This is a genomic window from Roseobacter sp. TSBP12 (assembly GCF_009129705.1).
Lineage (GTDB): Bacteria > Pseudomonadota > Alphaproteobacteria > Rhodobacterales > Rhodobacteraceae > Celeribacter > Celeribacter baekdonensis_A.
Genome location: NZ_PYIB01000004.1, coordinates 70,524 through 95,429, shown reverse-complemented (window position 1 = coordinate 95,429; position 24,906 = coordinate 70,524). Strand labels below are relative to the sequence as shown.

Below are 24,906 nucleotides of genomic sequence, written 5' to 3'. Positions count from 1 at the left end.
TTCAGAGCGTATTGAGCCTCGCGATGATCCGCTCGGCCGCCGCCTGCCGTGCGGCCATGCTCATGTCCAAAAGATCGACCTGCTCCAAAACCTCATGGGCATAGCGGGCACGGGCTTTTTCGTAGCGCGGATCGTAATGATGCGCCATCAACGCCTCCGCCAGATCGACAAAGGCCCCGGTCTGCGCCATCGCCCGCCACGCATCAATGCGCTCATAGCCCTGCAACGGCACAAGCTGATCCAGGCGCTGATCCATCTGATCGCGATCCGCGACAAGGTCGGCGTAGGCTTCGGCCAGATACCCGGCCCGCGCGGCCAGCGTGGCGTTTACCTCGATCCGCGGGGCATCACACATGGCGGCCCAAAGCATGGAGGGCAGGTTGCGCGCACCGATGCGTGAACTTTCCGCCTCGACCAAAACCGGGCGCTCGGGTCAAGCGCAGCGAGCGCAGTGGCCAGCGCGGTTTCAAAGCCTTTTTGCGACGGCTGCGTGCCCATCGCGCCAAAAATAGACCCGCGATGACGGGCCAGTCCTTCGAGGTCTAAAACCTGCCCACCCTTTGAGGCTACCCTTTGAAGAATATCCGTTTTTGCAGTCCCCGTATTGCCATCCAACAAGACGATCCGATAGGGCAGAGCGTGATCATAAAGCGCCTCCACCACCAGCCTGCGCCATGTTTTATAGCCACCCTCCAACACCTCAACCCGCCAGCCGATTTGCTTTAAAATCGAGGCAAAAGAGTTCGATCTTTGCCCGCCGCGCCAACAATAAACCAGCGGTTGCCAGCCGCCATCCTTGTCCGCAAGCGGCCCTTCGATATGAGTGGCGGCATTGCGCGCGACCATGGCAGCACCAAGTTTGCGGGCCAAAAACGGCGATTTTTGCTTGTAAATCGTGCCCACTTCGGTGCGTTCACGGTCGTTCAAAACGGGCAAATTGATCGCACCGGGGATATGATCCTCGGCAAATTCCAAGGGCGCGCGCACGTCGATGATCGTGTCAAACGGCGTGTCCAAAAGCGTCTTGAGACTGGAAAATGGGTCATTCATCCCCCTCTTTTAACGCCAGATCAAAGCCGAGAACAGCAACAAGATCGCGCGGCTTTTGACCTCTACCGGATCACCTGGGGTCAAGGCCGAAATAGGGGTGAAAAAACACACCCCTTTTGTGCAAAAAATGACCCCCAAGCGTTTGACCTCAGAGGCTTTTTGCCGCAACGTAAACAGGACGATTTTCCCATGAAATATGGGGAAATCTTCTCATTTCCGATGTGCGGGCCAAAGCTCACGCATCGTGCCCTTGTGATATAACGCGATAGACACTTCGCCCCGTAAGGAGACCCCATGAAAACGCGCGCAGCCGTGGCCTTTGAGGCCAAAAAACCGTTGGAAATCGTAGAACTTGACCTTGAAGGCCCGAAGGCCGGCGAGGTTTTGGTTGAAATCATGGCGACCGGCATTTGCCACACCGACGCCTACACCCTCGACGGGCTGGACAGCGAGGGATTGTTCCCTTGCGTTTTGGGTCACGAAGGCGCGGGCATTGTGCGCGAAGTCGGCGCGGGGGTTAAGTCCGTAAAGCCCGGCGATCACGTCATCCCGCTCTACACGCCCGAGTGTCGCGAATGTAAATCTTGCCTCTCAGGCAAAACCAACCTCTGTACCTCGATCCGCGCCACCCAAGGCAAAGGCCTGATGCCCGACGGCACCTCGCGGTTCAGCTACAAAGGCGAAACGCTGTATCACTACATGGGCTGTTCGACGTTTTCGAACTTCACCGTTCTGCCGGAAATCGCGCTGGCGAAAATCCGCGAAGACGCCCCGTTTGACAAAGCCTGTTACATCGGCTGCGGCGTGACCACGGGTGTCGGCGCTGTGACCAATTCGGCCAAGGTCGAAGTCGGATCGAACGTGATCGTGTTCGGTTTGGGCGGTATCGGCCTGAACGTGTTGCAAGCGGCGCGGATGGTTGGCGCAGATAAAATCATCGGCGTCGACATCAATGACGACAAAGAGGAATGGGGCAAACGCTTTGGCATGACCCATTTCGTCAACCCGCTCAAAGTCGAAGGCGACATCGTTCAACACCTTGTTGAGCTGACCGACGGCGGCGCGGATTACACCTTTGACTGCACCGGCAACACCACCGTGATGCGCCAAGCGCTTGAGGCCTGTCACCGGGGTTGGGGCGTGTCGACCGTGATCGGCGTGGCGGAAGCAGGCAAGGAAATCTCAACCCGCCCGTTCCAATTGGTCACCGGTCGTGTGTGGCAAGGCTCCGCCTTCGGTGGCGCGAAAGGCCGGACCGATGTACCGAAAATCGTCGATTGGTACATGAACGGCAAGATCGAAATCGACCCGATGATCACCCATGTTCTGACCTTGGATGAGATCAATAAAGGCTTTGATCTGATGCATGCGGGCAAGTCGATCCGTTCCGTCGTGGTGTTCTGATGACGCTTGGAACCGTTTCAACCAACAAGGCCTTCGGTGGCACGCAGGGGGTTTACACCCACCCGTCCACCGAGACCGGAACGGAAATGACCTTTTCCGTTTTCGTGCCAGATCACGCGCCGGGAGAAAAACTCCCGGTGCTTTGGTACCTGTCGGGCCTGACCTGCACCCATGCCAATGTTACCGAAAAAGGCGAGTTTCGTGCGGCTTGTGCCGAACATCGCGTGATTTTCGTCGCCCCCGACACCTCGCCTCGTGGCGAGGGGGTGCCGGACGATGCCGATGGGGCCTATGATTTTGGTCTGGGCGCGGGGTTTTATGTCAATGCGACCGAGGAGCCTTTCGCAAAAAACTACCGGATGCAGGCCTATATCGAAAGTGAATTGCCCGATCTGATCGCGGCGCATTTCCCCGCCGACATGGCGCGTCAGGGCATCACGGGTCACTCGATGGGCGGGCACGGCGCGCTGACCATCGCGCTGCGCAACCCGGATCGGTTCAAATCCGTCTCGGCCTTTTCGCCGATCGTCTCGCCGCTGAATTGCCCGTGGGGTGAAAAGGCGTTGACCGGCTATATCGGTGCGGACCGGAACACATGGCGCCAGTATGATGCCTGCGCTATGATCGAAGATGGTGCCTCTGTGCCGGATATTTTGGTCGATCAAGGCACCGGGGATAATTTCCTGGAAGGCCAGTTGAAGCCCGAGTTGCTGCAAGCGATCTGTGACGCGAAAGGCCAAAAGCTCACCCTGCGGATGCAGGAGGGCTATGATCACAGCTACTATTTTATCTCCACCTTTATGGCCGATCACGTCGCCTGGCACGCCGCGCGGATGTAATATTTGAGGGCCGCATCACACCTGTGTTGCGGCCTCAATCACCAACGGATCAAGCCCCTGCCCGCCCTCGGCCAGATAAGCGCGCAGTTGCGCAATCATCCGCGGCTCCCAAAAATCTTTGATGTGCTGCGCCACGCCTTTGGCCTGATCCGCCCCCGGTTGGGTGTTGAAAAACGCAGCAATTTGATTGGCCATCAAGATCATTTTATCATTGGTCACAGCACGGTTTCCTTTCCTGTCTGCGCAGTGGAATAGGTCACAATCGCCTCGCGCCGGATCACGCAAAGCGTCATGCCACAACGCCCGGCCAAATCGACCGCTGCGCGGGTCGGGCTTGAGAGGCTGAACAATCCGGGCACGCCGACGCGCGCGCATTTTTGCACCAAATCGACCGAAAGCCGCGAGGTGATCAACACCGTGCCTTTGGTGAGATCGCGGGTTTCAAGCGCGCCGATCAACTTGTCCAAGGCATTGTGCCGCCCGACATCTTCGCGCAGGGCCACCAATCCCGAGGCATCAAAAAACCCCGCCGCATGCATCGCGCCCACGTCTTCGCGCCGTTTCTGTCCGGCAGTCAACGCCGCAAGCGCCGCGCGGGCGTGATCCATCAGCCCCGGTTCCATCGGTGCGACTTGTCCGGGAAAGGCACTCGCCTGCGCCAGACTGTCGATGCCGCACAGGCCGCAGCCAACGGGGCCAACCGCCGCACGACGGCGCGCGTCCATCGCCTCGGAGCGATCTTCAGGGATGCGCCCACGGACCTCAAAGCCCGTCTCATGGCGGAGGGCCACCACCTCCGTGACCTCACCCGCCCCTTTCACGATGCCTTCAGAACGGGCAAATCCGCGCAGGAAATCCGGCAGATCAAAGGGCGATGCCATCATCACCGCCGCCGTCGAGCCATTGAACACCAGCGCCACGGGTTGCTCCTCCGGCAGGGCGTCTACGGCCATGGCGGCCCCGGACTTGGAGATGGTGACTTCGCTCATTCAGCCGCCGCAATCCGACGGGATTTTTCCGCCTGAGCCGAATAGGTTTGCTGCCAGTCGCTCGGTCCGTTGGAGGCCGCGACCTGCACCGCCGTCACCTTGTATTCCGGGCAATTGGTGGCCCAATCGGAATACTCCGTGGTGATGACATTGGCCTGCGTGTCCGGGTGGTGGAAGGTGGTGTAGACCACGCCCGGGCTAACCCGATCCGTCACCGTCGCGCGCAGCGAGGTTTCCCCCGAGCGTGACGCCAAGCGCACCCAATCACCATCCTTGAGGCCGCGATTTTCGGCATCATGCGGGTGGATTTCCAACAGGTCTTGGTCATGCCACTGCGAGTTTTCCGTCCGCCGGGTTTGCGCACCGACGTTATACTGGCTCAGGATCCGCCCCGTGGTCAGCAACAATGGGAAACGTGGACCAGTTTTCTCATCAGTCGGAATATACTCGGTGACGATAAACCGCCCCTTGCCGCGCATGAACTCATCCACATGCATCAGGGGCGTCCCAACCGGATGCTCCTCGTTACAGGGCCATTGCACCGAGCCTTCGGCCTCCAAAAGCGCATAGTCCACACCGGCAAAAGACGGTGTTGTGGCGGCGATCTCATCCATGATTTCCGCCGGATGGGTGTAGGTCCAGCGCGCGCCGCCGGTTTCTTTTAACACGGCATTGGCCAGCATTTGGGTGACTTCCCAATCGGCATAGCCATTTTTCGGTGCCATGACTTTGCGTACCCGGTTGATCCGGCGTTCGGCGTTGGTGAAGGTGCCGTCTTTTTCCAAAAACGTCGATCCCGGCAAGAACACATGGGCGTAATTGGCGGTCTCATTGAGGAACAGATCGTGCACGATGACACAGTCCATCGCCGCCAAACCAGCCGCCACATGTTTGGTGTCGGGGTCGGATTGCAGGATGTCTTCGCCCTGACAATAGAGGCCTTTAAAGGTGCCATCGACCGCCGCATCCAACATGTTCGGAATGCGCAAGCCCGGTTCCGCGTCCAACGTGACACCCCAGACCTGTTCAAACATCTGCCGCACCTCATCGCCATGCACATGGCGGTAGCCCGGAAATTCATGCGGGAAAGACCCCATATCACATGACCCCTGGACGTTGTTTTGACCGCGCAGCGGGTTCACCCCCACGCCCTCGCGGCCAATGTTGCCAGTCATCATCGCAAGGTTGGCGATGGCCATCACGGTGGTCGAACCCTGAGAGTGTTCGGTGACGCCAAGCCCATAATAGATCGCGCCATTGCCCCCCGTCGCAAAGGCCCGCGCCGCATCCCGCAGGCCGCGGCCGGCACGCCGGTGAGCGCCTCTGTAGCTTCGGGCGCGTGGCGATCTTCACTGATAAAGGCTTTGTAATCCTCCCAAGCGTCCAGATCACAGCGCGCTTTGATAAACGCCTCATCCATCAGCCCTTCGGTCACGATCACATGCGAGAGCGCGGAGACCACGGCAACGTTGGTGCCGGGTTTGAGTGGCAAATGATGGCCCTCGCCCATATGTGGCGTGTGCAAAAGGTCGATCCGGCGCGGGTCCACCACGATCAGTTTCGCCCCTTGACGCAAGCGTTTGCGCAGGCGCGAGGCAAAAACCGGGTGGCCATCCGTCGGGTTCGCGCCAATGACGATGATCACATCGGATTTCTCAACGGAATCAAAATCCTGTGTCCCGGCGGAGGTGCCGAATGTTTGGCCTAACCCATAGCCTGTCGGTGAATGGCAGACGCGCGCGCAGGTGTCGGTGTTGTTGTTGCCAAACACCGCGCGGGTGAGTTTTTGCACCAGATAGGTTTCCTCATTGGTGCAGCGCGACGAGGTGATCACGCCAATGCTCTTTTGGCCGTATTTGGCCTGAAGCCCGACGAGTTTCTTGGCGGCAAAGTCAAGCGCCTCCTCCCAAGACACCTCTTTCCACGGCTGATCGACGCTGTCGCGGATCATCGGGTTGAGGATGCGGTCCGAATGCGAGGCATAGCCATAGGCAAACCGGCCTTTGACACAGGAATGACCCCGGTTCGCCTTGCCATGTTTATAGGGCACCATGCGAACCAATTGATCGCCCTGCATCTCCGCCTTAAAGCTACAGCCAACACCACAATAGGCGCAGGTGGTGACAACGGACCGATCCGGCGTGCCGAGTTCAATGACGGATTTTTCCTGCAAGGTCGCGGTTGGGCAGGCCTGAACACAGGCGCCACAGGACACGCAATCGGAGGCCATGAAATTTTCCGCCCCGACCGCAACGCGGCTGTCAAAGCCGCGCCCTTCGATGGTCAGGGCAAATGTCCCCTGAACCTCTTCGCAGGCCCGCACACAGCGGTTGCAGACGATACATTTGGAGGCGTCATAGGTGAAATACGGGTTGCTGTCGTCTTTCGGCAACCATTCGGGATTGGCCGCGCCTGAGGTGTCGCGCGCTTCGAAATGGTTGGCCAGTGGCGCGCTTTCCGGTGCTTTATAGCGCACATCGCGCAGGCCCACGGCCCCGGCCATATCCTGCAATTCGCAATCATTGTTGGCGGCACAGGTCAGGCAATCGAGCGGGTGATCCGAGATGTAAAGCTCCATCACCCCCTTACGCAGCTTGCGCAGTTTCGGGGTCTGAGTGTGGACCGTCATCCCGGCGTGAACCGGTGTGGTGCACGACGCGGGTGTGCCGCGACGCCCTTCGATTTCGACCGCGCAAAGACGGCAGGAGCCAAAGGCCTCAAGACTGTCGGTGGCGCAAAGTTTCGGCACTTGGATGCCCAGTTCGGAGGCCGCGCGCATCACCGATGTGCCCGCAGGCACGGTGATCTCCATACCGTCGATGGTCAGCGTCACGGGCGCGCCGGTGTGCGCCGGAGTGCCGCGATCTGTCTCATCCTGAATGCCATTGCCCCACGCGTCATTCTGTCCGGGGATGATGAAATCTTTCATTCTGCGGCCTCCTTTTGCGGGGCGAAATCTTCGGGGAAATGTCGCAGTGCCGACATCACCGGAAAGGGCGTGAACCCGCCCAAGGCGCACAGCGAGCCATCGGTCATCACCTCGCAAAGATCGGTGAGCAATTCGATTGCGCCTGTGTCGCCTTCGGCAATTCGGTCAATCGTCTCAACACCGCGCACCGCACCGATCCGGCAGGGCGTGCATTTGCCACAGCTTTCCACCGCACAAAATTCCATCGCAAACCGTGCCATCGACAACATGTCGGCGCTGTCATCAAACACCACAATCCCGGCATGACCGATGAGCGCCTTTTGCCCGTCGAATTCTTCATAGCCAAAGGGCGTGTCAAACTGATCCGGGTGCAGATAGGCCCCCAAAGGTCCGCCAACTTGCACCGCTTTGACAGGCCGCCCAGTGGCGGTGCCGCCCGCGACTGTGTTGACCAATTCGCCCAACGGCATGCCGAAAGCGGTCTCAAACAGGCCACCAAATTTCACATTTCCTGCAATCTGGATCGGCATCGTGCCTTTTGAGCGCCCCAGACCGAAGCTCGCGTAATGCTCCGCGCCCTTGGCAAAGATCACTGGCACAGTTGCCAGAGAAATTACGTTGTTCACCACAGTGGGGCGACCGAGGAACCCCTCCAACGCGGGCAAAGGCGGCTTGGCGCGGACCACGCCGCGTTTGCCTTCGAGCGAGTTGAGCAACGAGGTCTCTTCGCCGCACACATAGGCTCCGGCCCCGGTGCGGACCTCCATGTCAAACGCCTTGCCCGACCCCAGAATGTCCACGCCCAAAACGCCCGCGGCGCGCGCAATCTCGACCGCACGGGACATGACGGCGATGGCGTCCGGGTATTCGGAGCGAATGTAGATATAACCTTTGGTGGCGCCACAGCCGATCCCGGCGATGGTCATGCCTTCGATCAGGGTGAACGGGTCGCCTTCCATGATCATCCGGTCGGCAAAGGTGCCGCTGTCGCCCTCGTCCGCATTGCAGACGATGTATTTTTGCGGCGCATGGGCCAAGCGCACGGTGTCCCATTTGATCCCGGTCGGAAAGCCCGCGCCGCCACGTCCGCGCAGACCGGAGAGTTTGACCTCATCAATGATCGCGTCTTGCGACATGGCAATCGCACGTTTGAGACCTTCAAGCCCCCCATGGGCCTCATAATCCGCGATGGAAAGCGGATCGGTGAGGCCGCAGCGAGCAAAGGTCAGGCGGGTTTGGCGGGCGAAAAACGGGATGTCTTCAACCGAGCCATGCGTGTCAACGCGACCGTCCAAAAGCGCGCCCACATCGGTGGGGGCAATCGGACCATAGGCCTGACGCACGCCGTCTTTCTCAATCTCAACAAGCGGTTCAAGCCAGATCATGCCGCGCGTACCGTTGCGGATGATCTCGACCTCAAGGCCGCGCTTTTGCGCCTCGGCAGCCAACACCCCGGCCACGTCATCGGCACCCAGCGCCTTGGCGGCGCTGTCCATGGGGACATAGATTTTCATGCACCAACCTCCGCCAAAACCGTATCCAAACGCGCGTCACCGACCCGACCGATCACCTTGCCGTCCACCATCGCGGCGGGGGCGCAGGCGCAAAGACCAAGGCAATAGACCGGCTCAACGGTGACCGCGCCATTGGCGGTGGTGCCGTGCCACTCCAGACCCAGTTTTTTCAACAACCGATCCGCCATGGCCGTCGCGCCCATCGCCTGACAGGCCTCGGCACGGCAGATTTTCAACACATGTTTGCCCGACGGGCGGGTGCGAAAATCATGGTAAAACGACAGCACGCCTTTGAGTTCGGCGCGGGTGATGTTCAGCGCGGCACAGAGCGGCGCGTGAGCGGTCTCGGGGACATAGCCATAGACCTCTTGCAGCGCGTGCAGCATTGGCAAGAGCGGGCCTTCGAGCGCCAAAAACGGGCGGATCACGGCTTCGATGTCTGTCGCGTCAGGCGACGTCAGATCGGACTGGGCTGGCATTGGGGTGCGCATGGCTGGCCTCTTTGGTCATTTCCACCACAAGACCCGAGCGACACACAAAAGGTCAATATCGCTATTCCGTTAACTGATAGAAATTTCCTATCAAACCGCCCCCGTTTCCCCCCGTATCCGCCGCGCCTCGGCCAAAAGTGCCTCGATCACCGGTGTGTGGGGGGCGCGTTGTGGCACGACGAGGCCAACAATATGGCTCTCCCGCCCCTCTGTGCCGCTCATCGGCACCAAGGACAGCCCCTTGCCCTCGGCCAAAAACCGCGCGATGTCATCGGGCAGGACCGTGATCCACTCCCCCGCTGCAACATTGGCGATCAGGGCAAGGATCGAGTTGGATTCGATTTGCGCTTCGGGGGCGATGCCCGCGCGCATGAAGGCCTGGTTGATGATCCGGCGGTTTTGCATGTCCGGTGTCATCAGCGCCAGTTTTTGCCCATTCAGCTCACCCCAGTCCACTTCTGTACGGCAGGCAAAGGGCGATGTCTTGGCGCAAACCAGCACCAGGCGCTCCTGCCCCAAGGCCTCGGTTTCGACCCGTCCCATCGGTTCGTTGTCCAGATAAGACAGGCCCGCGTCGATCTCGAAATTCTCCAACATCGCCAGAATATCCCGTGAGGGGCGCGACAGGATGACAAAGCGCACTTTCGGGTGTTTGCGACTGACCGCATCGGCCAATTTGGCAACCAGGTTCAGCGCCGTTGGGATCACCGCAATGCGAAGCTGACCGGACAGGCCATGCCGGGTCGAGCGCATTTCCTCGCGCAACTGTCGCGCGTCGCCCGTGATCCGCCGCGCCCAATCCAAGGCCCGCGTGCCCTCCGGCGTCAACCCGCCATAGCGCGAACCGCGAAAGATCAGTTGCACACCCAGTTGATCCTCCAACTGTTTGATCCCCGCCGAGAGCGTCGGTTGGGTGATGCCGAGGCTCACGGCGGCGCGGCCAAAATGATGTTCGCGCGCCACCGCGATAAACATGTCGAGCTTGTCCAGCATGATAGAAATTTCCAATCACTTTACTATAAAGTGATGGAAAACACCCCATTAGACAATGAAAATCCACAGCTTGACTGCGCCAGTCAGGAAACAGACCATGCATTTATCAATCCGGCGGCCAAACCGAGGCCGCCGGGATTTGGCTCTGACGTCAAAGCCATGCCACGCAGTTGGCGGGCGATGGTGAATTTTCGGACCGACGTGCTGCGCACACGAAATCGCGCTACTGAATCTCGATCGCCTTGCGCTCATAGTGCGCCTGATCGGATGTGCCATCGTCAAAGATCACATTCACCGACACGGTTTGCACCGATCCCGGCGCGAACATCACCAAAATACTGTCGAGGCTCTCGGCCTTCAGGGCGTTGGGTTGCGCGCTGTCCATGTAACAAGGTTCGGCCTGAAACGGCACCATGTCACCACCATTGACCGCATAGAAAATCTCGCTCACCCCACAACGCCACGACAAAAGATTGGTGAAATACAAAAGGTCTTGGCCGTCATAGCTGCGCACGGCGACCCATTGCGGTTTGGTCGCTTGCAAAATCGGCTTAACTTCCGCCGCTGTGGTGAAATTTTCAGCCATTGCGGGGGTGTGGGCCCCAAAGGTGGCCGCGAAAAGCAGAAGAGTGGCGATGACGGGCCTCATGGAAACAATCCTTTTGCAAACAAGGGAATTAGCACCTTTTGATACACAACGAACCACCTTATACTCCAACGAACAGGTGTCCTCCCGATCAGATCAAAGTAGTGCGTATGACCAGTAAGCCTCAAAATCCCGTTCCGTTCAATATTGTCGTCGTCGGCCAGAGTGGCCGATTGATGTATGAGGCTTTGCTGTTCGCGGCCTCTTTGCGTGCCTCGGACCCGGAATTCAAAGGTCGGCTGTTCATCGCCGAACCGCAACCGGGCGCGCTTTGGAATGGCGATCCGCGGATGAAACAATCCGATGCGCTGGAGGCGTTCAAACGCCTTGATGCGGAGATCCTGCCGTTTGAATCGCGCCATTTCGGCCAGGCCTACCCCTATGGCAATAAAATCGAGGCGCTGTTTGCCCTTCCCAAGGGCGAGCCTTTCGTGTTTTTCGACAGTGACACGCTGATCACCGGGCCAGTTTCCGAAGTGCCGTTCGATTTTGACCGTCCCTGCGCCAGTCAAAAGGTCGAAGGCACCTGGCCGCAAATCGAACTGTACGGACCGGGTTATGGCGAGATTTGGAAATCGCTCTATGACAAATTCGGGCTGGAGTTTGAAACCACGCTCGATCTCGATCAACCGGACGAATATTGGCGTCGCTACCTCTATTTCAACGCGGGCTTTTTCTTTTACAAATGCCCGCATGAATTTGGTCAGCGGTTCTTGGACTACGCCCTCGCCATCCGCGATGATCCGCCCCAAGCCGCAGCGCTTCAGACCTTTGATCCTTGGCTCGATCAGGTGGCCTTGCCCTTGGTGATCCATTCCTTTGGCGGTGCGCGCACCACCTTGCCAAAGAACACGCTTGATGGCGCGATCTCGTGCCATTACCGCACTTTTCCGCTGCTGTTTGCCCGCGAAAGCGAGCATGCCGTCGAGGTGCTGCGCGAGGTGTCTTCGCCCAACTGGATCAAAAAGGTGCTCAAAGAATATGAGCCGATCAAACGCTTGGTCTATCAACCCAAAGGCGAAAAAATCCGCGCCATGTTTGATCGCGACCATTTGCCCCGGCGCGAACAGATGATCCGCAATCAAATCAAAAAAGCCGGGCTTTGGATGCGCTAAGGCGGGTGTGCCCCGGCAGCGCTGAGGCACGGTCCTCCCGGCGGGGCGGCAAGAGTTCGCCCGCCGCAGTACCACAACCAAATCCGGGGTCGGTTTCGCTTTGCACCATCCAAAAGCTGCGTTAGGGTGCCTCTCGAACCGCGTCAAACCGAGCCAGTCCCCGGAAATGAAACCGAATTTTGCCCTCAACCTAAGCCATGATGGCATCGTTCTGTTGCACCGCGCCTCCGCCGGGTGGCATCATATGGGCGAGGTCGCGCTGGATGCCCCCGACATGGCCAAAGAGCTGGCCGATCTGCGACGCACCGCCACTGCGGTCTCGACGGCCGGACTGGCCACCAAACTGGTCATTCCGAACAGTCAAATCCTTTATCGCAGCCTGCCCGATCCCGGAGGCTCAGACAGGGCGCGCGAGACCGCTATTCGCGCTTCGCTTGAGGGGGCGACCCCCTATGCCCTGACCGATTTGGTTTGGGATTGGGTGGTGACATCCGGCACCATCCAAGTCGCGGTTGTCGCCAAGGAAACCCTTGAAGAAGCAGAAGCTTTCGCCACGGAGCATCGGTTCAACCCGGTGTCTTTTGTCGCTCTGCCCGAGGCTGAAACCTATCTGGGCGAGCCGTTTTTTGGCCGTGCCAAAGCCGCCGACGATTTGGTCGGAGCAAAGACACGAATTGAACCGGACGTTGAGGCGATTACGATTTTGGCGCATCGCGAGGTGGAGCCTGCGCCCATTCCCGAACCAGTTCATGCCCCTGCGCCCGAACCCGCAGCGATTGCCGATGTAGACCAGGGCCAGACGACTGAAAAGGCGGCTGATGTTGCTCCCAAACAGGCAGAGCAGATCGAAACACCTGCCCCGCGACAGGAACCGGAGCCCGCGTTCAAGCCCGAGGACGGGAGGGCGTCCGACAGGCTTGAGGCCAATTTTCTTACGCCCGAAGCGCAAGAGCCAAAGGTCAACCCGACTGATACGCCAGACGCACCAGATGACTCCAATGCCGCGACACCCGAAGCGCCCTCTTCGTTTCAATCCCGTCGCGTTTTGACCACCGCACCGGCGGACGATCCTGAGACCCTGTCGGGTGTGCCGCGCGTGTCGGCCCAGCCGTCGCGGGTCCTGGCCGATGTGCGCAAATCCCCCGAGGTCACATCCGCGCCGTTCCCCAACATGGCGGCCCCTGCCTCCGTGCCGCAAACGCCCGCCGATCCCGCGCCGCAAGAGCATCAGCATATCGCGGTGCATGTGCCTGTGACCTCGGGCGACCTGCCTTTGGCCCCGGACGACAGCGCGCCCAAACCCAAACCGATCAAGCCGCGCAAAACCGGACCTTTGCCGGAACCGCCGCCCATGCCCGCGCCCTTGCCTGTACAAACGCGACCGTCCCCCGCGTCACTCTCCGACAAGCCCAGCAAAGCGGCCGCGACCCTTGGTAAGCTCAAAACCCTCTCGGTGCGCGCCGCGCAAAAGGCCAAACCTGCTGTCACAAAGGCCAAAACCGAGCTTGCGAAACCCGCAAAGAAAAGCACCAAAGGTTTTAGCACCGCCGATATCATCACTGCACCTGTCGCTCAGAACGGCGTTGACGACACGGCGATGAGGCCGCTCTCAGATCGCGCTGCGGGTCTCGACTCGGTTGACAACACCCGTGATGAAGCCGAGGCAATGACCGTCTTCGGCGCCCGCCGCCGCAACCGCGAGACCGCGCGCAAACCGCGTCGCCTTGGGTTGATCCTGACCGGGGCGTTGGTGGCGTTGCTCTTGCTGGTCGGTTTGATTGCCGGGCTTTTGCCGTCGTCTGAGCCCCCTGAGACGCCCACCGAGACCAGTGCCACGGAGTCTCTTCCCGACGACGAGCCAACTGTACCGAATACGGTTCTGGCCGATGCCGCCCCCGTGTCCGACGCGGATCTGGCGGTCGAAACCGATGCGGCTGATGAAGAGGCGGAATTGACGCCTGAGCTGTTGGAAGAGGCCACCCGCCCCGCCCCGCTTGGCACCGAGACGGAGACCACCGAAGCCGATCTGGCGGACCTCACGGCCGATTATGCCGCGACTGGCATTTGGCCGCTGGCCCCCGATGCGGGGGATGGCGCGGTTGTGGAAGACAGCGTGGATGACGTCTACGTCGCCTCGATCGACCCCGGCATCCAATCGCAAGATGCGGGGGCTTTGGTCGATGTGGCCCGCCATCAGGGTGATGTGGCCCCGCGCGCGGCCCCCACGCCTGCGCCTTTTGGCACACGCTATGACTATGATGAGGCCGGGTTTATCCGCGCCACCCCCGAGGGAACTGTGACACCGGATGGCACGGTGGTTTATGCCGGACGGCCCGCGATTGTCCCCGGCGCCCGTCCGGGCAGCGCGGTGAATGAGGCGGTGGAAACCGCACTCAATCCGGCCCCTGTGGCGGCGGATGATCCGGTGCGTTTGGCGCTTGCCGAATTCCGCCCCAAACTGCGGCCCGAGGCCTTGGTTGAGAGCAATGAAAAGGCCAATCTGGGCGGCATCACCCGCGCCCAACTGGGTGGGTTCCGGCCAAAATTCCGTCCGGCTTCCGCTCAGGAACAAGCCGCCCAAGAGGCGATTGTGGCCGGGGCCAACGCCCCCGCACCGACCGCGCCGGTCGTGGTTGCCTCTTTGATCCCGAAAGAGCGCCCGAAAGATTTCTCCAAACTCGCCGCTGCAGCCGCGGCCGCAGCGGCGGCTGCCGCCATTGCCACCGATGAGGGCACAACGAAAACCTCCGCTGCCTCGACAGTCACGGCGCGTGTGCCCGACAGCAAAATCCCATCCAGTGCCCCCACCACCGTGGCACGCGCCGCGACGGTGAAAAATGCGATCAACCTGCGCGCCTTGAACCTGATGGGCGTCTATGGGTCGAGTTCGGATCGCCGCGCGCTTGTGCGTCTGCCATCTGGGCGCTTTGCCAAGGTCAAGATCGGCGACAAGATCGACGGCGGACGGGTGCAATCCATTGGCTCTGACTCTCTGACCTATGTGAAAAACGGCCGCTCCATCACGCTTGAGGTCGCGGGCTAAAGCACACAGCGCCGCTTGCCCGATTGCAGGCCTTTGGCGACGCTGCGGTGGTTTTGCATGCCCTTAGCGCAACAATCTTTTGGAAAATAGCCGCGTGCTCTTGTCGTGTGCGCGCAGGTCTATACCTCTTAGATCAAACAGATACCCCAGATCGGAGTCCCCGGATGCAAGGCATGTTGGCCCAAGCCGTCATTTACCTCGCTGCCATTGTCGTCGCCGTGCCTTTGGCACGCAGGCTCGGGCTGGGGTCTGTGTTGGGCTATTTGATTGCCGGGATGATGATTGGGCCAGTGCTTGGGTTGGTGCAGCATTCGCAGAGCACCGATCTGATGCATTTCGCCGAATTTGGCGTGGTGATGATGTTGTTTCTCATCGGGCTTGAGCTTGACCCGCGCGCCTTTGGGAGATGCGCAATCGGTTGATTGGGCTGGGCGGGTTGCAAATCGTCGCCACCGGCGCCGCAATCACCGGGGCTTCGGTCTGGGCCGGGCTGGACTGGCAAACGGGGCTGGCGCTTGGGATGATCTTGTCACTGTCCTCAACCGCGTGGTGCTTCAGACCCTCTCTGAAAAGAAGTTGATCCATACAGGCGGTGGGCGCGCGGCGTTTTCCGTGCTTTTGACCCAAGACATCGCGGTGATCCCGATGTTGGCGCTGATGCCGCTTTTGGCCACGGGATCGCGCCTGACCATCAACCCCGACGGCTCAATCAGCCGTCCATCGGATTTGGCGAAAGTGGCCAGTGAACATAGCGTGTCTTTGGTCGAAGGCCTGCCCGCATGGGGTGTCACCCTGGTGACTTTGGGTGCGGTTGCGGCGATCATATTGGCCGGGGTCTTTCTGACCCGTCCGGTGTTTCGCTACATCCACGCCGCCAATATGCGCGAGATTTATACCGCAGTGGCCCTGCTCATTGTCATCGGCATCGCGTTGTTGATGAGCTCCGTCGGCCTTTCCCCCGCCCTCGGCACATTTCTGGCCGGTGTCGTCCTGGCCAACTCCGAGTTTCGCCATGAATTGGAAAGCTCGATCGAGCCGTTCAAAGGCCTGCTTTTGGGGCTGTTTTTCATCGCCGTTGGTGCCGGCATCAACTTTACGGTGCTGTTTCGCGATCCGATTTTGATCATCGGGCTGACCGTGGTGTTGATGGTGTCAAAGGGGGTGATCCTGTTTGCCATCGGGCGAATTTTTGCATTGCGCAAACGGGCGCAATGGCTTTTTGCCCTCTCTCTAGCGCAGGCCGGGGAATTTGGCATGGTCTTGACCACCTTCGCCCTGCAACAGCATGTCTTATCAACCTATTTGGCCGAACGCGTGTTGCTGGTCATTGCGCTGTCTTTGATGTTCACGCCGCTGTTTTTCATGCTGCATGATGCTCTGCGTCAAAAATTGGCCGACCGGGTCGAGGATCAGCCCGCCGACAAGATCGACGAACAACATTCCATCATCATCGCCGGGATCGGGCGGTTTGGTCAGGTGGTGAACCGCTTGGTGCAGGCCTCAGGCTTTCACACCACGGTGCTGGATCACGATCTGAAGACCATTCAACTGATGCGCAAATTTGGCTTTAAGGGCTTCTTTGGCGACCCGACCCGCCCCGAACTTTTGCATGCGGCGGGGCTTGAGACGGCAAAGATTTTGGTGGTGGCGCTCGATGATCAAAAAGCGGCGGTGCATTTGGTCGCCTATGCCCGCAAACAGCGGCCCGATCTGTTCATCATCGCCCGTGCTCGCGACCGCATCCATGTCTATGAATTATACCAAGCCGGGGCCGATAAAATCGTGCGCGAAATGTTCGACAGTTCCCTGCGCGCGGGCCGCTATGTCTTGGAACAGATGGGATTCTCCGAATACGACGCCTCAGTCACCGAACAGGCCTATTACCAACATGACCGCGAGGCGTTGCGGATCATGGCACAGCTTTGGGACCCGAATATTCCGACAGCGGAGAACACCGCCTATATCGAACGCTCGCGCAGTTTGGCCACCGATTTTGAGGCGGAATTGATTGCGCTTTTGGAAAAGAAGCGTGCGGAAATTAAGGACAAAAGCAAAGAGCCTAAAGCGTCACGCCTTTAACCTGAGACAGGGGAAAGGTGTGACGCTGCCAGACATATCCATGGTGTGGGCGTTCTGCCATAAACCCATGAGTCAGGTTTTTGGCGCAACGCTTTAAAGCAAGCGCGTCGCCAAACCACGCGCGCGTGACACCCGACGCGCCGTTTACCCCGCCGACACGCCTGCCTCGGCAAAGGTCGCCATGCCCGACAGGCATTCGACCGCGCCTTTGACCAGAGGGATGACCAAGCCCGCCCCCGAGCCTTCGCCAAGGCGCAGACCCAGCGACACCAACGGCTCTTTGTCGATCGCCTCGAGGACGGCGCGATGGGCCGCTTCGGCGGACTGATGTCCGGCGATGCAATGGTCCAAAGCCCCCGGCACCGCCTTTTCAAGACAGGCCGCCGCCACACAGCAAATGAACCCGTCCAAAATCACCGGAATGCGCAAGACCCGCGCCCGCGCAATCGCGCCCGCCATCGCCGCCACTTCACGCCCGCCTAAACTCGCAAGGATCGCAAGCGGGGCTTTGCCCCCATGCAGGGCCACGCCCGCCGCACAGACCTCTTTTTTGATCTTGAGCCCGGCGTCATCCACGCCCGTGCCGCGCCCGACCCAATCGGCCGCAAGCCCACCAAACAAAGCATGGGCCATCGCCGCCGCCGAGGTGGTGTTGCCGATGCCCATTTCGCCGACGACCAACAGATCGGCCTTTGGATCGACCGCGTCCCAGCCGGTTTTGAGGGCGCGCACGCAGTCCTCATCAGACATCGCCACGGTTTCGGTGAAATCCCCGGTGGGACGGTCCAGATCAAGCGCATGCACAGACATCGATGCGCCTGCGTTGCGCGCCAATTGGTTGATCGCGGCTCCGCCCTGTTGGAAATTCGCGACCATTTGCACGGTCACCTCGACCGGAAAGGCCGACACGCCGCGCGCGGTGACGCCGTGATTTCCGGCAAAAATCGCCACTTGTGGCTTTTCAATCCGGGGCCGGCCCTCGCCGCGCCAAGCCGCGTACCAAATGCCGATCTCTTCCAAACGGCCAAGGCTGCCGGCGGGTTTGGTCAGTTGTGCATTGCGCGCGGTCGCCGCGGCTTGCGCCTCCATATCCGGGCCGGGGGCCTGTTTCAGAATCCGTTCAAATCCGGCAAGATCGGAAAAAGCCATGTACCGCACTCCCTCATTGTTTTGTCTGGGCATTGTCTTTGTCTGGCATTGTATTCGTGTCGCTGGGGTTTTATCCCGAGAGTCAGACCAAGGACAGGACCGATTTGCCGCAAAGGAGACGTCCATGACCAAAGCCGACACACCACGTTTTACACCGCGTTTTAAACCACGGGCCGAGGACATCGCCACCAGCCTCGCGATCCTGACGCGCATCCCGGTCAAGACCGGGTTCAGCCGCACGGCACAGGCGGCATGGGCCTTTCCTGTGGCGGGGCTTGCCGTCGGGCTTGTGCCCGGTGCCGTGGCAACGATTGCGGGCTGGTTCGAGTTGGGCGCGGGGTTGATTGCCGGGTTCACCATGGCCGCGGCGGTGATCGTCACCGGCGCGATGCACGAAGACGGGCTGGCCGATTGCGCCGATGGGTTTTGGGGCGGCTGGGAACGACTTAAGCGCCTTGAGATCATGCATGACAGCCGTATCGGCACCTACGGGGTTTTGGCGCTTGGCTTGGCCTTGCTGTTGCGGTTCTCGGCGCTCTCGGTCTTGGCGCATGAGGATGTGATCGTCACAGCGCTCATCGCCTCCGCCGTGCTGTCGCGCGCCTCCCTGCCCTATGTGATGCTGCTGTTGCCCCATGCCCGCACCGATGGGCTTTCGGTGCAAACCGGACGTCCGCCACGCGATGCGGCGAGCCTTGGGGCCATGGTGGCTTTGGTGCTGTCAGGGATTGTGGTCGGCTTTGTTCCGACCGTGATTGCGGCCTCGGCCATCGTGCTGACCAGCTTTGTCGCCGCCAAAATCGCGCAGTCCAAAATCGGCGGGCAAACCGGCGATGTTTTGGGCGCAACCCAAGTTTTGTGCGAGATCGCGGCGCTCACAGTGTTTACGGCGCTGGCTTAACTTGTTGGCGACAACCCCGTAAAGCCCCATCCATCCGGTGAAAACCCGAATTGCAGCGCCAAAAGAGTGACCTCTTCTTCGTGCAACCAAACGGTTTCCAAACTCATGGAAAGCGGCTGCGTTGTCGCCGTGAGATAACCCTCCCCCTCGAACCTCTTGACCGTATAGCCCGCTCGTCTCAATGCATCTTCACAGGCTTGCCAATCGGCAGCCTCGCCATTGGGAACCAATGCATAATCAATCTTGGCGCGTCCAGGAATGCCGTATTCGGCATCAATCTTTTGAAACACTGCGACGGTATCCGCCTGCAAACTTTGGAAATCAAAATCCATAGAAACAGCCTTTCAAAATACTCTGTCATCCAACGCCAACATGAAAACCGCCGCAAGGTCTCCCTTACGGCGGTCATCATGTCTACATCACAGCCGAGATCAGGCGGCGGCCACGCGGCCGACGAGCACGTCAGAGATTTTCTTTTGCGCTTCGGTCTCATCCGAGCCGGACACGGCCGCGAATTCGCGGGTCAGGCGGTCAAGGGCGGCTTCGTAAAGCTGACGCTCAGAATAGCTTTGCTCGCGCTGATCGTCGGTGCGGTGCAGGTCGCGGACCACTTCGGCGATGGCGATCAGGTCGCCGGAGTTGATTTTTTGCTCATACTCCTGCGCCCGGCGCGACCACATGGCGCGTTTGACCTTGGCCTTGCCTTTCAGCGTGCGCATGGCTTCGTTGACCACATCGGGCGAGCTGAGCGAGCGCATGCCCACTTCGGTCGCTTTGTTGGTCGGAACGCGCAGCGTCATCTTGTCCTTTTCAAAGGAGATGACGAAAAGTTCGAGGGACATGCCCGCGATTTCCTGTTCTTCGATCGACACGATCTGACCCACGCCATGGGCGGGGTAAACAACGAAATCACTGGGGCGGAAGTCTAATTTTCTGGTCTTGCTCATTTGCAGTCTTTTTCCTCGCAGGAACCTTTTAGGCACATCATCGGGCGCTTATCCTCGGCACGGGTCTCACATTGCCTCACCCAATCCGGCGCACATAAAAGCCTAAGGTCGGGAACCATCTGGCCCCGAGGGAGCTTTTGGGTCTAAATTTGGCGCGAAAAACCCAATCCCCTGAAAAGCAAGCTTTGGGGGTTGAGGTTGATATGCCTGATGTGGTCTGATCAATATAGCACAAAAATAGGGCCAAAGAAAGCGCGGCGCGCAGTCCGGACCGGATATCCCCCCGGTTTTCAGGCCCCTTCCCCTTGTTTTTAAGAGGATGAGTCGACTCTAAAGACGAAAATGGGCCCGAAATCGGACCCATTTCAAACGCGAATCACTTTCGGTCCCTCCTGAGGGCCGCAAAGAGTGGATAGCTTGGGCTTAGGAGCCCTCGCCCGGCGCCTCGGAGAAATATTTCTCCATCTTGCCGCTTTCACCGTCTTTTTCTTCATAGCCCGGCAGCGGGTCTTTTTTGGCCAAAATGACCGGCCAGGCTTCGGAGTATTTGCGGTTGAACTCGACCCATTTTTCCATGTCCGGCTCGGTGTCCGGGCGGATCGCATCGGCGGGGCATTCCGGTTCGCAGACGCCACAGTCAATGCATTCGTCCGGGTGGATCACCAACATGTTTTCGCCCTCGTAGAAACAATCCACAGGGCACACCTCGACACAGTCGGTGTATTTGCAGGCGATACAGTTCTCGATAACGACGTAGGTCATGTCGGCTCATCCAAATCTAAAGTCCCGACCCAATTAGCCGGATGGGGCGCATCATTCAAGCCAGTCAGGGCGAGAAAGGAGGCCGGTGCGACGATCTTTCTTTGTCGGACGCCTTTTCCCTCAAATTTCGGTGCGGGCGGAACATAATCCTTATCGCCAGGCACATGGGCACTGGCGGGCTAAGGTCCTCGTAAAGCGCTTGGGCTTCGGGGGCCGGTCCGCGGCGGGTGCCACAGGCGACCAGCTTGACGACGCGGATGTGATTGCCCTGCGCAAAGGTCAAAACATCCCCTGCGCCAACGGTGGTGGCAGCTTTCGACACTTTGTTGGAATTGACCCGCACATGGCCGCCTGTGACGATCTTGGCCGCCAAGCTGCGGGTTTTGAAAAAGCGGGCATACCAAAGCCACTTGTCGAGGCGAAGGCTGTCCCGCTTTTCCATCATAGGCGCACCGTAGACATTGGGGCCTCTTACTTTTTGTCTTTCAAACCCATCAGCGCAGCGGCGAAGGGGTTGTCCATGTCGATCGGCTTTTCTTTGCGCGGCGGGCGGGCGGAGAAGCTTTGTGGCTTGTTGCCGTCTTTGCCTTTGCCCCCATCACGACCACCATCACGGCGCGGTTTGCCGCCTTTACCCTCGGGTTTTCCATGCGGCTTGCCACCGGATTTTTTGCCCTGCGGACGCTCGCCGCCTTGGCGTTCGCCAGCTTGACGATCCCCGCCCTGACGATTTTGGCCCCGGTTGCCGCCACGGTTTCCACTGCGATTGCCACCCCAGGTGAAGGTCACAAAGCCCTCCATCTCAGGGCTTTCCATCTCAACGGGCGCTTCAACATCGGCATCACTCACGGCCTCGGCCGCGCTTGGCTCCGCATCGGCAATGACCGCCGCCTCTGGCGCGGCGGCAACGGCGTCTTCCGCCACAGGCGTTTCAGCGACGGTATCCGCAACGGGCGCATCTGTCGCTTCCGGCGCGGCAGCTTCAGTGGTTTCTGCATCTGGGGCTTCTGTAACAGGAGCCGCCACAACGGCTTTGACCTTGGGGCGTTCGCCTTTTTCGGCCTTATAGCCCAGACCCACCATAAGATCGGCGAATTGCTCCAATGTCATGCCAGTGATCGACAGCATGTCGGGGTTGGCCTCAAAGCCGCCCCGGCTGTCTTGTCCACGCAGCAAATCGGCCAGACGTTCCAACATGTCGATGCGGATCGCACGGGCCCCGGCCAAACGATAGCCGGAGGTCACGTAATAGCCCTCTGGCGCGTCAACAACCGCCGGAATGGTCACCAGACCTGCGGGCGGGCTGTCAGGGAATTCGTCGAATTTCGCGTTCAACGCCCAAAGCAAAAGCCGCAACCGGGTCGGTGCAGGTTTCAACAGCAAAGGCAGGAAGATCGTGAACTGACCAAAGCGCACACCATGTTTGCGCAGCGCGCCACGGGCATCTTGGTCCAGGTCCTTGACCTCTGTTGCCACCTGATCGCGCGGGATCACGCCATAGCTTTCGCCCAAACGGAAGGCAAAGCCACGCGCCAGCCCGGTCAGGGTCTCGTCGCGGGTCAGGTTCAACAGCGGTTCAAACAGGGTCGCGATTTTGCGGTCGATGAAATGCTGCAACCGGCGTTGGACCTTTTCAGCCACATCCGTGCTTGCGCCCTCGGCGACAAATGCCACCGCGCGCGGTTTCAAAATGTCATCGCCCGCAACCAGTTTGCCCACGGCATGTTCGCCCCACATCAGGCCACCTTGGTCGGTGAAATCCATCTCTGTGTCCGGCGCATTATAGAACCGGTCGGCACGCAGGCTAAATTCCGGTGCCAATGCGGCCAACGCGGCTTGTGCCAACGTCTTTGCCTCATCCGGCGTTGCGGATTTGTCCTGAATAAACTGGAACCCTTCAAGACGGCCGATGAACTCGCCCTCAACCGTCACTTCACCCTTGTCGTTCACGTCGGCCACAAGGCCCTCCTTCTGTTTGAGCCGCCGAAGGAGCATACTCGTCCGCCGGTCCACAAATCTCTGCGTCAGTGCACCATGGAGCGCATCCGACAAACGGTCTTCTACAGCGCGCGTCTCGCCGCGCCAATGGCTTTCGTCATCAACCCAGTTTTCGCGTTGAGCAACATAGGTCCAAGTCCGAATATAGGCGAGTCTTTTGGATAAAGTGTCGATATTGCCCTGCGTGTGGTCAATGCGTTTGACCTGCTGGGCCAGCCAATCGTCGGGAACCCGCCCATATTCGTGCAAAAATTCATAAATCCGCTCAAGCAACGTGGTGTGTTCGCCGTGACTGATTCCGCGAAAATCGGGGATTCGGCACACGTCCCACAACAGTCTCACATCGCGCCCGGTGCGCACCCGCGGCCGCACCGATTTGAGATCGGACAGCGTTTTGAGCGACAAAAGATCATCGGCATCACGCGCACGCACCAAGGCGGGATCGGTCGGCATTTTTTCGAGCGACTGAATGAGGGCATCGACAGAGCCGAATTCAAGCCGGGAATTGCGCCAATTGAGTTTTTTGATTGGGGTAAACCGATGTTCTTCGATGGCGAGGGTCACCTCTTCGTCAAATGGCTCCGCCTCGCCCGTCACGCCAAATGTGCCATCGGTTTGATAGCGCCCGGCCCGGCCCGCGATCTGGGCCAACTCATTGGGGGCGAGGTGGCGCATCCGGCGACCATCGAATTTAATCGTGGAAGAAAACGCCACATGGGTGACGTCCAAATTCAACCCCATGCCAATCGCATCGGTGGCAACCAAATAATCGACTTCGCCGTTTTGATACATCTCGACCTGGGCGTTGCGTGTCCGCGGGCTCAGCGCCCCCATCACCACCGCCGCACCGCCTTTTTGACGACGCAGCAGCTCGGCAATGGCATAGACGTCATCGACGGAGAATCCGACGATGGCGGCGCGCGCGGGCATGCGGCTGATCTTTTTCGAACCGGAATAGGTGAGCCGAGAGAATCGATCCCGATGCATGAACTGCGCCTTGGGCACCAGATTGGCAATCACCGAGCGCATCGAATCGCTGCCCATAAACAGCGTCTCATGCAGGCCGCGCGCGTTCAAAAGCCGGTCGGTGAACACATGACCGCGCTCGGGATCGGCACAGAGTTGAATTTCATCAACGGCCAGAAAATCCGCGCCCATTCCCGTCGGCATCGCCTCAACGGTACAGACCCAATATTGCGCCCGTGCGGGGACAATCCGCTCTTCGCCCGTCACCAACGCCACCACGGAGGGGCCGCGCCGCGCGACGATCTTGTCATAGACTTCCCGCGCCAAAAGCCGCAGCGGCAGGCCTATCACGCCGGTGCGATAGGCCAACATGCGTTCAATCGCATAGTGGGTTTTGCCTGTGTTGGTGGGCCCGAGCACCGCAGTGATGCGCCCCCCCGTCCCCATCGCGCCGCTCATCGCTTTGGTCTTTCTGTTTGGCCCCAAATGGGCGTCTGTGTCAGGGATGTTTAAAGCGCTGTTCCGCCAAGCGCCAGTTCCAGAGCGGCAATGCGTGCGCTGAGCCCCTCCATCTGCGGATGTATCTCGCGGATTTTATACAGCACCTCCAACGCCACCGCCTCGTCTCCGGTTTCCTCCAAAATCACCGCCAGCCCAGAAAGCGCGCCAAAATGGCGTGGCTCACGGGTCAGCACCGTACCGATGTCTTTGAGCGCCGGGCCATACAGCCCCGCCATGAAATAGGCGGTGGCACGGGCGTTATAGGCCTCAGGAAACTCAGGCGCATGATCGACAAGCGCGGTCAGATGACCGATTGCGCTGGAAAAATCGCCAGCCTGAGTGGCCGCACGGCCCCGCTCCAACAACAAATCCATCGCATCTGATCCAGAGCGTGACATTTCAACGACGATGTCCTGTTCGATCCGGCCCGCCTCATTGGGATCGGCCTGCGACAATTGGTCGAACAGATCATCCAGGCGCACCGCATCCGCCGCGAAAGCGGCCGAACTGGTGCAAAAAACAACGATCCCGACAAAAAACAGCCCGGACGCAACGGCACATTTGAGAAACTGTCGTAATGCTTTCATAAC

Annotated in this window: 17 protein-coding genes and 4 pseudogenes; 6 read left to right on the top strand and 15 right to left on the bottom strand. The window is 59.6% G+C overall.

The genetic code is table 11. The features are described 5' to 3' along the window. Nucleotide 1: 1 nt before the first annotated feature. Nucleotides 2-1,050 (bottom strand): annotated as a pseudogene (gene mnmH, locus C8029_RS01470) (tRNA 2-selenouridine(34) synthase MnmH). A 294-nt stretch (nt 1,051-1,344) separates the two neighbouring features. On the opposite strand from mnmH, the gene C8029_RS01465 reads away from it, so the two are divergent. Then, a complete protein-coding gene (locus C8029_RS01465) occupies nt 1,345-2,454 on the top strand; it encodes an S-(hydroxymethyl)glutathione dehydrogenase/class III alcohol dehydrogenase (RefSeq protein WP_009571546.1) in 1,110 nt (369 codons plus the stop codon). Further along, on the top strand, nt 2,454-3,293 hold the full coding sequence (fghA, locus tag C8029_RS01460) for an S-formylglutathione hydrolase (protein ID WP_152002091.1): 840 nt from the start codon (nt 2,454-2,456) through the stop codon (nt 3,291-3,293). Before C8029_RS01465 ends, fghA begins: the two co-directional genes overlap by 1 nt. Before the next feature lie 15 nt (nt 3,294-3,308). On the opposite strand, the gene C8029_RS01455 is transcribed toward fghA, so the two are convergent. The 7 genes and pseudogenes from C8029_RS01455 to C8029_RS01425 form a co-directional block, all read right to left on the bottom strand. Continuing rightward, nucleotides 3,309-3,512: a formate dehydrogenase subunit delta gene (locus C8029_RS01455; RefSeq protein ID WP_152002090.1), complete on the bottom strand. Its 204-nt coding sequence runs from the start codon at nt 3,510-3,512 to the stop codon at nt 3,309-3,311. Beyond that, on the bottom strand, nt 3,509-4,282 hold the full coding sequence (gene fdhD, locus C8029_RS01450) for a formate dehydrogenase accessory sulfurtransferase FdhD (protein WP_152002089.1): 774 nt from the start codon (nt 4,280-4,282) through the stop codon (nt 3,509-3,511). The genes C8029_RS01455 and fdhD overlap by 4 nt, the downstream gene beginning before the upstream one ends. After that, nucleotides 4,279-7,211, bottom strand: a pseudogene (fdhF, locus tag C8029_RS01445) (formate dehydrogenase subunit alpha). The gene fdhD and the pseudogene fdhF overlap by 4 nt, the downstream one beginning before the upstream one ends. After that, the gene (locus tag C8029_RS01440; protein ID WP_009571551.1) at nt 7,208-8,725 is read right to left on the bottom strand and encodes a formate dehydrogenase beta subunit; all 1,518 of its coding nucleotides are present in this window, start codon (nt 8,723-8,725) and stop codon (nt 7,208-7,210) included. The pseudogene fdhF and the gene C8029_RS01440 overlap by 4 nt, the downstream one beginning before the upstream one ends. Further along, a complete protein-coding gene (locus tag C8029_RS01435; protein WP_193217566.1) occupies nt 8,722-9,216 on the bottom strand; it encodes a formate dehydrogenase subunit gamma in 495 nt (164 codons plus the stop codon). Before C8029_RS01435 ends, C8029_RS01440 begins: the two co-directional genes overlap by 4 nt. 90 nt (nt 9,217-9,306) lie before the next feature. Next, the gene (locus tag C8029_RS01430; RefSeq protein ID WP_152002088.1) at nt 9,307-10,209 is read right to left on the bottom strand and encodes a LysR family transcriptional regulator; all 903 of its coding nucleotides are present in this window, start codon (nt 10,207-10,209) and stop codon (nt 9,307-9,309) included. Between the two features lie 223 nt (nt 10,210-10,432). After that, nucleotides 10,433-10,858 carry a hypothetical protein gene (locus tag C8029_RS01425; RefSeq protein WP_009571554.1) on the bottom strand — a complete coding sequence of 142 codons (426 nt, stop codon included), beginning with the start codon at nt 10,856-10,858 and terminating at the stop codon, nt 10,433-10,435. Between the two features lie 107 nt (nt 10,859-10,965). Between C8029_RS01425 and C8029_RS01420 the strand changes: the two genes are divergently transcribed. The 3 genes and pseudogenes from C8029_RS01420 (at nt 10,966) to C8029_RS01410 (ending at nt 17,092) form a co-directional block, all read left to right on the top strand. Continuing rightward, nucleotides 10,966-11,970 (top strand): GT-B fold glycosyltransferase domain-containing protein, encoded by a 1,005-nt coding sequence (locus tag C8029_RS01420; RefSeq protein WP_040402010.1) that lies wholly within the window; start codon nt 10,966-10,968, stop codon nt 11,968-11,970. 166 nt (nt 11,971-12,136) lie between these two features. Continuing rightward, entirely contained in the window at nt 12,137-15,013 is a 2,877-nt protein-coding gene (locus tag C8029_RS01415) for a hypothetical protein (RefSeq protein ID WP_152002087.1), read from the top strand. 164 nt (nt 15,014-15,177) lie between these two features. Next, nucleotides 15,178-17,092 (top strand): annotated as a pseudogene (locus C8029_RS01410) (monovalent cation:proton antiporter-2 (CPA2) family protein). 144 nt (nt 17,093-17,236) lie between these two features. Here the strand turns inward: C8029_RS01410 and cobT are convergent. Next, nucleotides 17,237-18,241, bottom strand: coding sequence for a nicotinate-nucleotide--dimethylbenzimidazole phosphoribosyltransferase (cobT, locus tag C8029_RS01405; RefSeq protein WP_152002086.1), 1,005 nt, complete (start codon nt 18,239-18,241; stop codon nt 17,237-17,239). Nucleotides 18,242-18,365: 124 nt separating this feature from the next. Between cobT and cobS the strand changes: the two genes are divergently transcribed. Next, nucleotides 18,366-19,142, top strand: a complete 777-nt coding sequence (cobS, locus tag C8029_RS01400; protein WP_009572705.1) for an adenosylcobinamide-GDP ribazoletransferase — start codon at nt 18,366-18,368, stop codon at nt 19,140-19,142. Here cobS and C8029_RS01395 read toward each other — a convergent pair. The 6 genes and pseudogenes from C8029_RS01395 to C8029_RS01370 all read right to left on the bottom strand — a co-directional run bounded on the left by C8029_RS01395 (nt 19,139) and on the right by C8029_RS01370 (nt 24,903). Next, nucleotides 19,139-19,474, bottom strand: coding sequence for a hypothetical protein (locus C8029_RS01395; protein ID WP_009572706.1), 336 nt, complete (start codon nt 19,472-19,474; stop codon nt 19,139-19,141). The two genes, cobS and C8029_RS01395, sit on opposite strands and share 4 nt — an antisense overlap. Before the next feature lie 99 nt (nt 19,475-19,573). Further along, nucleotides 19,574-20,089, bottom strand: coding sequence for a CarD family transcriptional regulator (locus C8029_RS01390; RefSeq protein ID WP_009572707.1), 516 nt, complete (start codon nt 20,087-20,089; stop codon nt 19,574-19,576). A gap of 423 nt (nt 20,090-20,512) precedes the next feature. Continuing rightward, entirely contained in the window at nt 20,513-20,851 is a 339-nt protein-coding gene (gene fdxA, locus C8029_RS01385) for a ferredoxin FdxA (protein WP_009572708.1), read from the bottom strand. A gap of 51 nt (nt 20,852-20,902) precedes the next feature. After that, nucleotides 20,903-21,296 (bottom strand): annotated as a pseudogene (locus C8029_RS01380) (RNA-binding S4 domain-containing protein). A 26-nt stretch (nt 21,297-21,322) separates the two neighbouring features. Further along, a complete protein-coding gene (locus tag C8029_RS01375) occupies nt 21,323-24,274 on the bottom strand; it encodes a helicase-related protein (RefSeq protein ID WP_152002085.1) in 2,952 nt (983 codons plus the stop codon). Nucleotides 24,275-24,324: 50 nt separating this feature from the next. Continuing rightward, on the bottom strand, nt 24,325-24,903 hold the full coding sequence (locus tag C8029_RS01370; protein ID WP_009572711.1) for a tetratricopeptide repeat protein: 579 nt from the start codon (nt 24,901-24,903) through the stop codon (nt 24,325-24,327). Between the last annotated feature and the right edge of the window lie 3 nt (nt 24,904-24,906).

Excerpts from the sequence above, each read along its gene's own strand:
- C8029_RS01465 (WP_009571546.1), top strand. The coding sequence starts at position 1,345 with ATGAAAACGCGCGCAGCCGTGGCCTTTGAGGCCAAAAAACCGTTGGAA.
- fghA (WP_152002091.1), top strand. The coding sequence starts at position 2,454 with ATGACGCTTGGAACCGTTTCAACCAACAAGGCCTTCGGTGGCACGCAG.
- fdhD (WP_152002089.1), bottom strand. The coding sequence starts at position 4,282 with ATGAGCGAAGTCACCATCTCCAAGTCCGGGGCCGCCATGGCCGTAGAC.
- C8029_RS01440 (WP_009571551.1), bottom strand. The coding sequence starts at position 8,725 with ATGAAAATCTATGTCCCCATGGACAGCGCCGCCAAGGCGCTGGGTGCC.
- C8029_RS01435 (WP_193217566.1), bottom strand. The coding sequence starts at position 9,216 with ATGCGCACCCCAATGCCAGCCCAGTCCGATCTGACGTCGCCTGACGCG.
- C8029_RS01430 (WP_152002088.1), bottom strand. The coding sequence starts at position 10,209 with ATGCTGGACAAGCTCGACATGTTTATCGCGGTGGCGCGCGAACATCAT.
- C8029_RS01425 (WP_009571554.1), bottom strand. The coding sequence starts at position 10,858 with ATGAGGCCCGTCATCGCCACTCTTCTGCTTTTCGCGGCCACCTTTGGG.
- C8029_RS01420 (WP_040402010.1), top strand. The coding sequence starts at position 10,966 with ATGACCAGTAAGCCTCAAAATCCCGTTCCGTTCAATATTGTCGTCGTC.
- C8029_RS01415 (WP_152002087.1), top strand. The coding sequence starts at position 12,137 with ATGAAACCGAATTTTGCCCTCAACCTAAGCCATGATGGCATCGTTCTG.
- cobT (WP_152002086.1), bottom strand. The coding sequence starts at position 18,241 with ATGGCTTTTTCCGATCTTGCCGGATTTGAACGGATTCTGAAACAGGCC.
- cobS (WP_009572705.1), top strand. The coding sequence starts at position 18,366 with ATGACCAAAGCCGACACACCACGTTTTACACCGCGTTTTAAACCACGG.
- C8029_RS01395 (WP_009572706.1), bottom strand. The coding sequence starts at position 19,474 with ATGGATTTTGATTTCCAAAGTTTGCAGGCGGATACCGTCGCAGTGTTT.
- C8029_RS01390 (WP_009572707.1), bottom strand. The coding sequence starts at position 20,089 with ATGAGCAAGACCAGAAAATTAGACTTCCGCCCCAGTGATTTCGTTGTT.
- fdxA (WP_009572708.1), bottom strand. The coding sequence starts at position 20,851 with ATGACCTACGTCGTTATCGAGAACTGTATCGCCTGCAAATACACCGAC.
- C8029_RS01375 (WP_152002085.1), bottom strand. The coding sequence starts at position 24,274 with ATGAGCGGCGCGATGGGGACGGGGGGGCGCATCACTGCGGTGCTCGGG.
- C8029_RS01370 (WP_009572711.1), bottom strand. The coding sequence starts at position 24,903 with ATGAAAGCATTACGACAGTTTCTCAAATGTGCCGTTGCGTCCGGGCTG.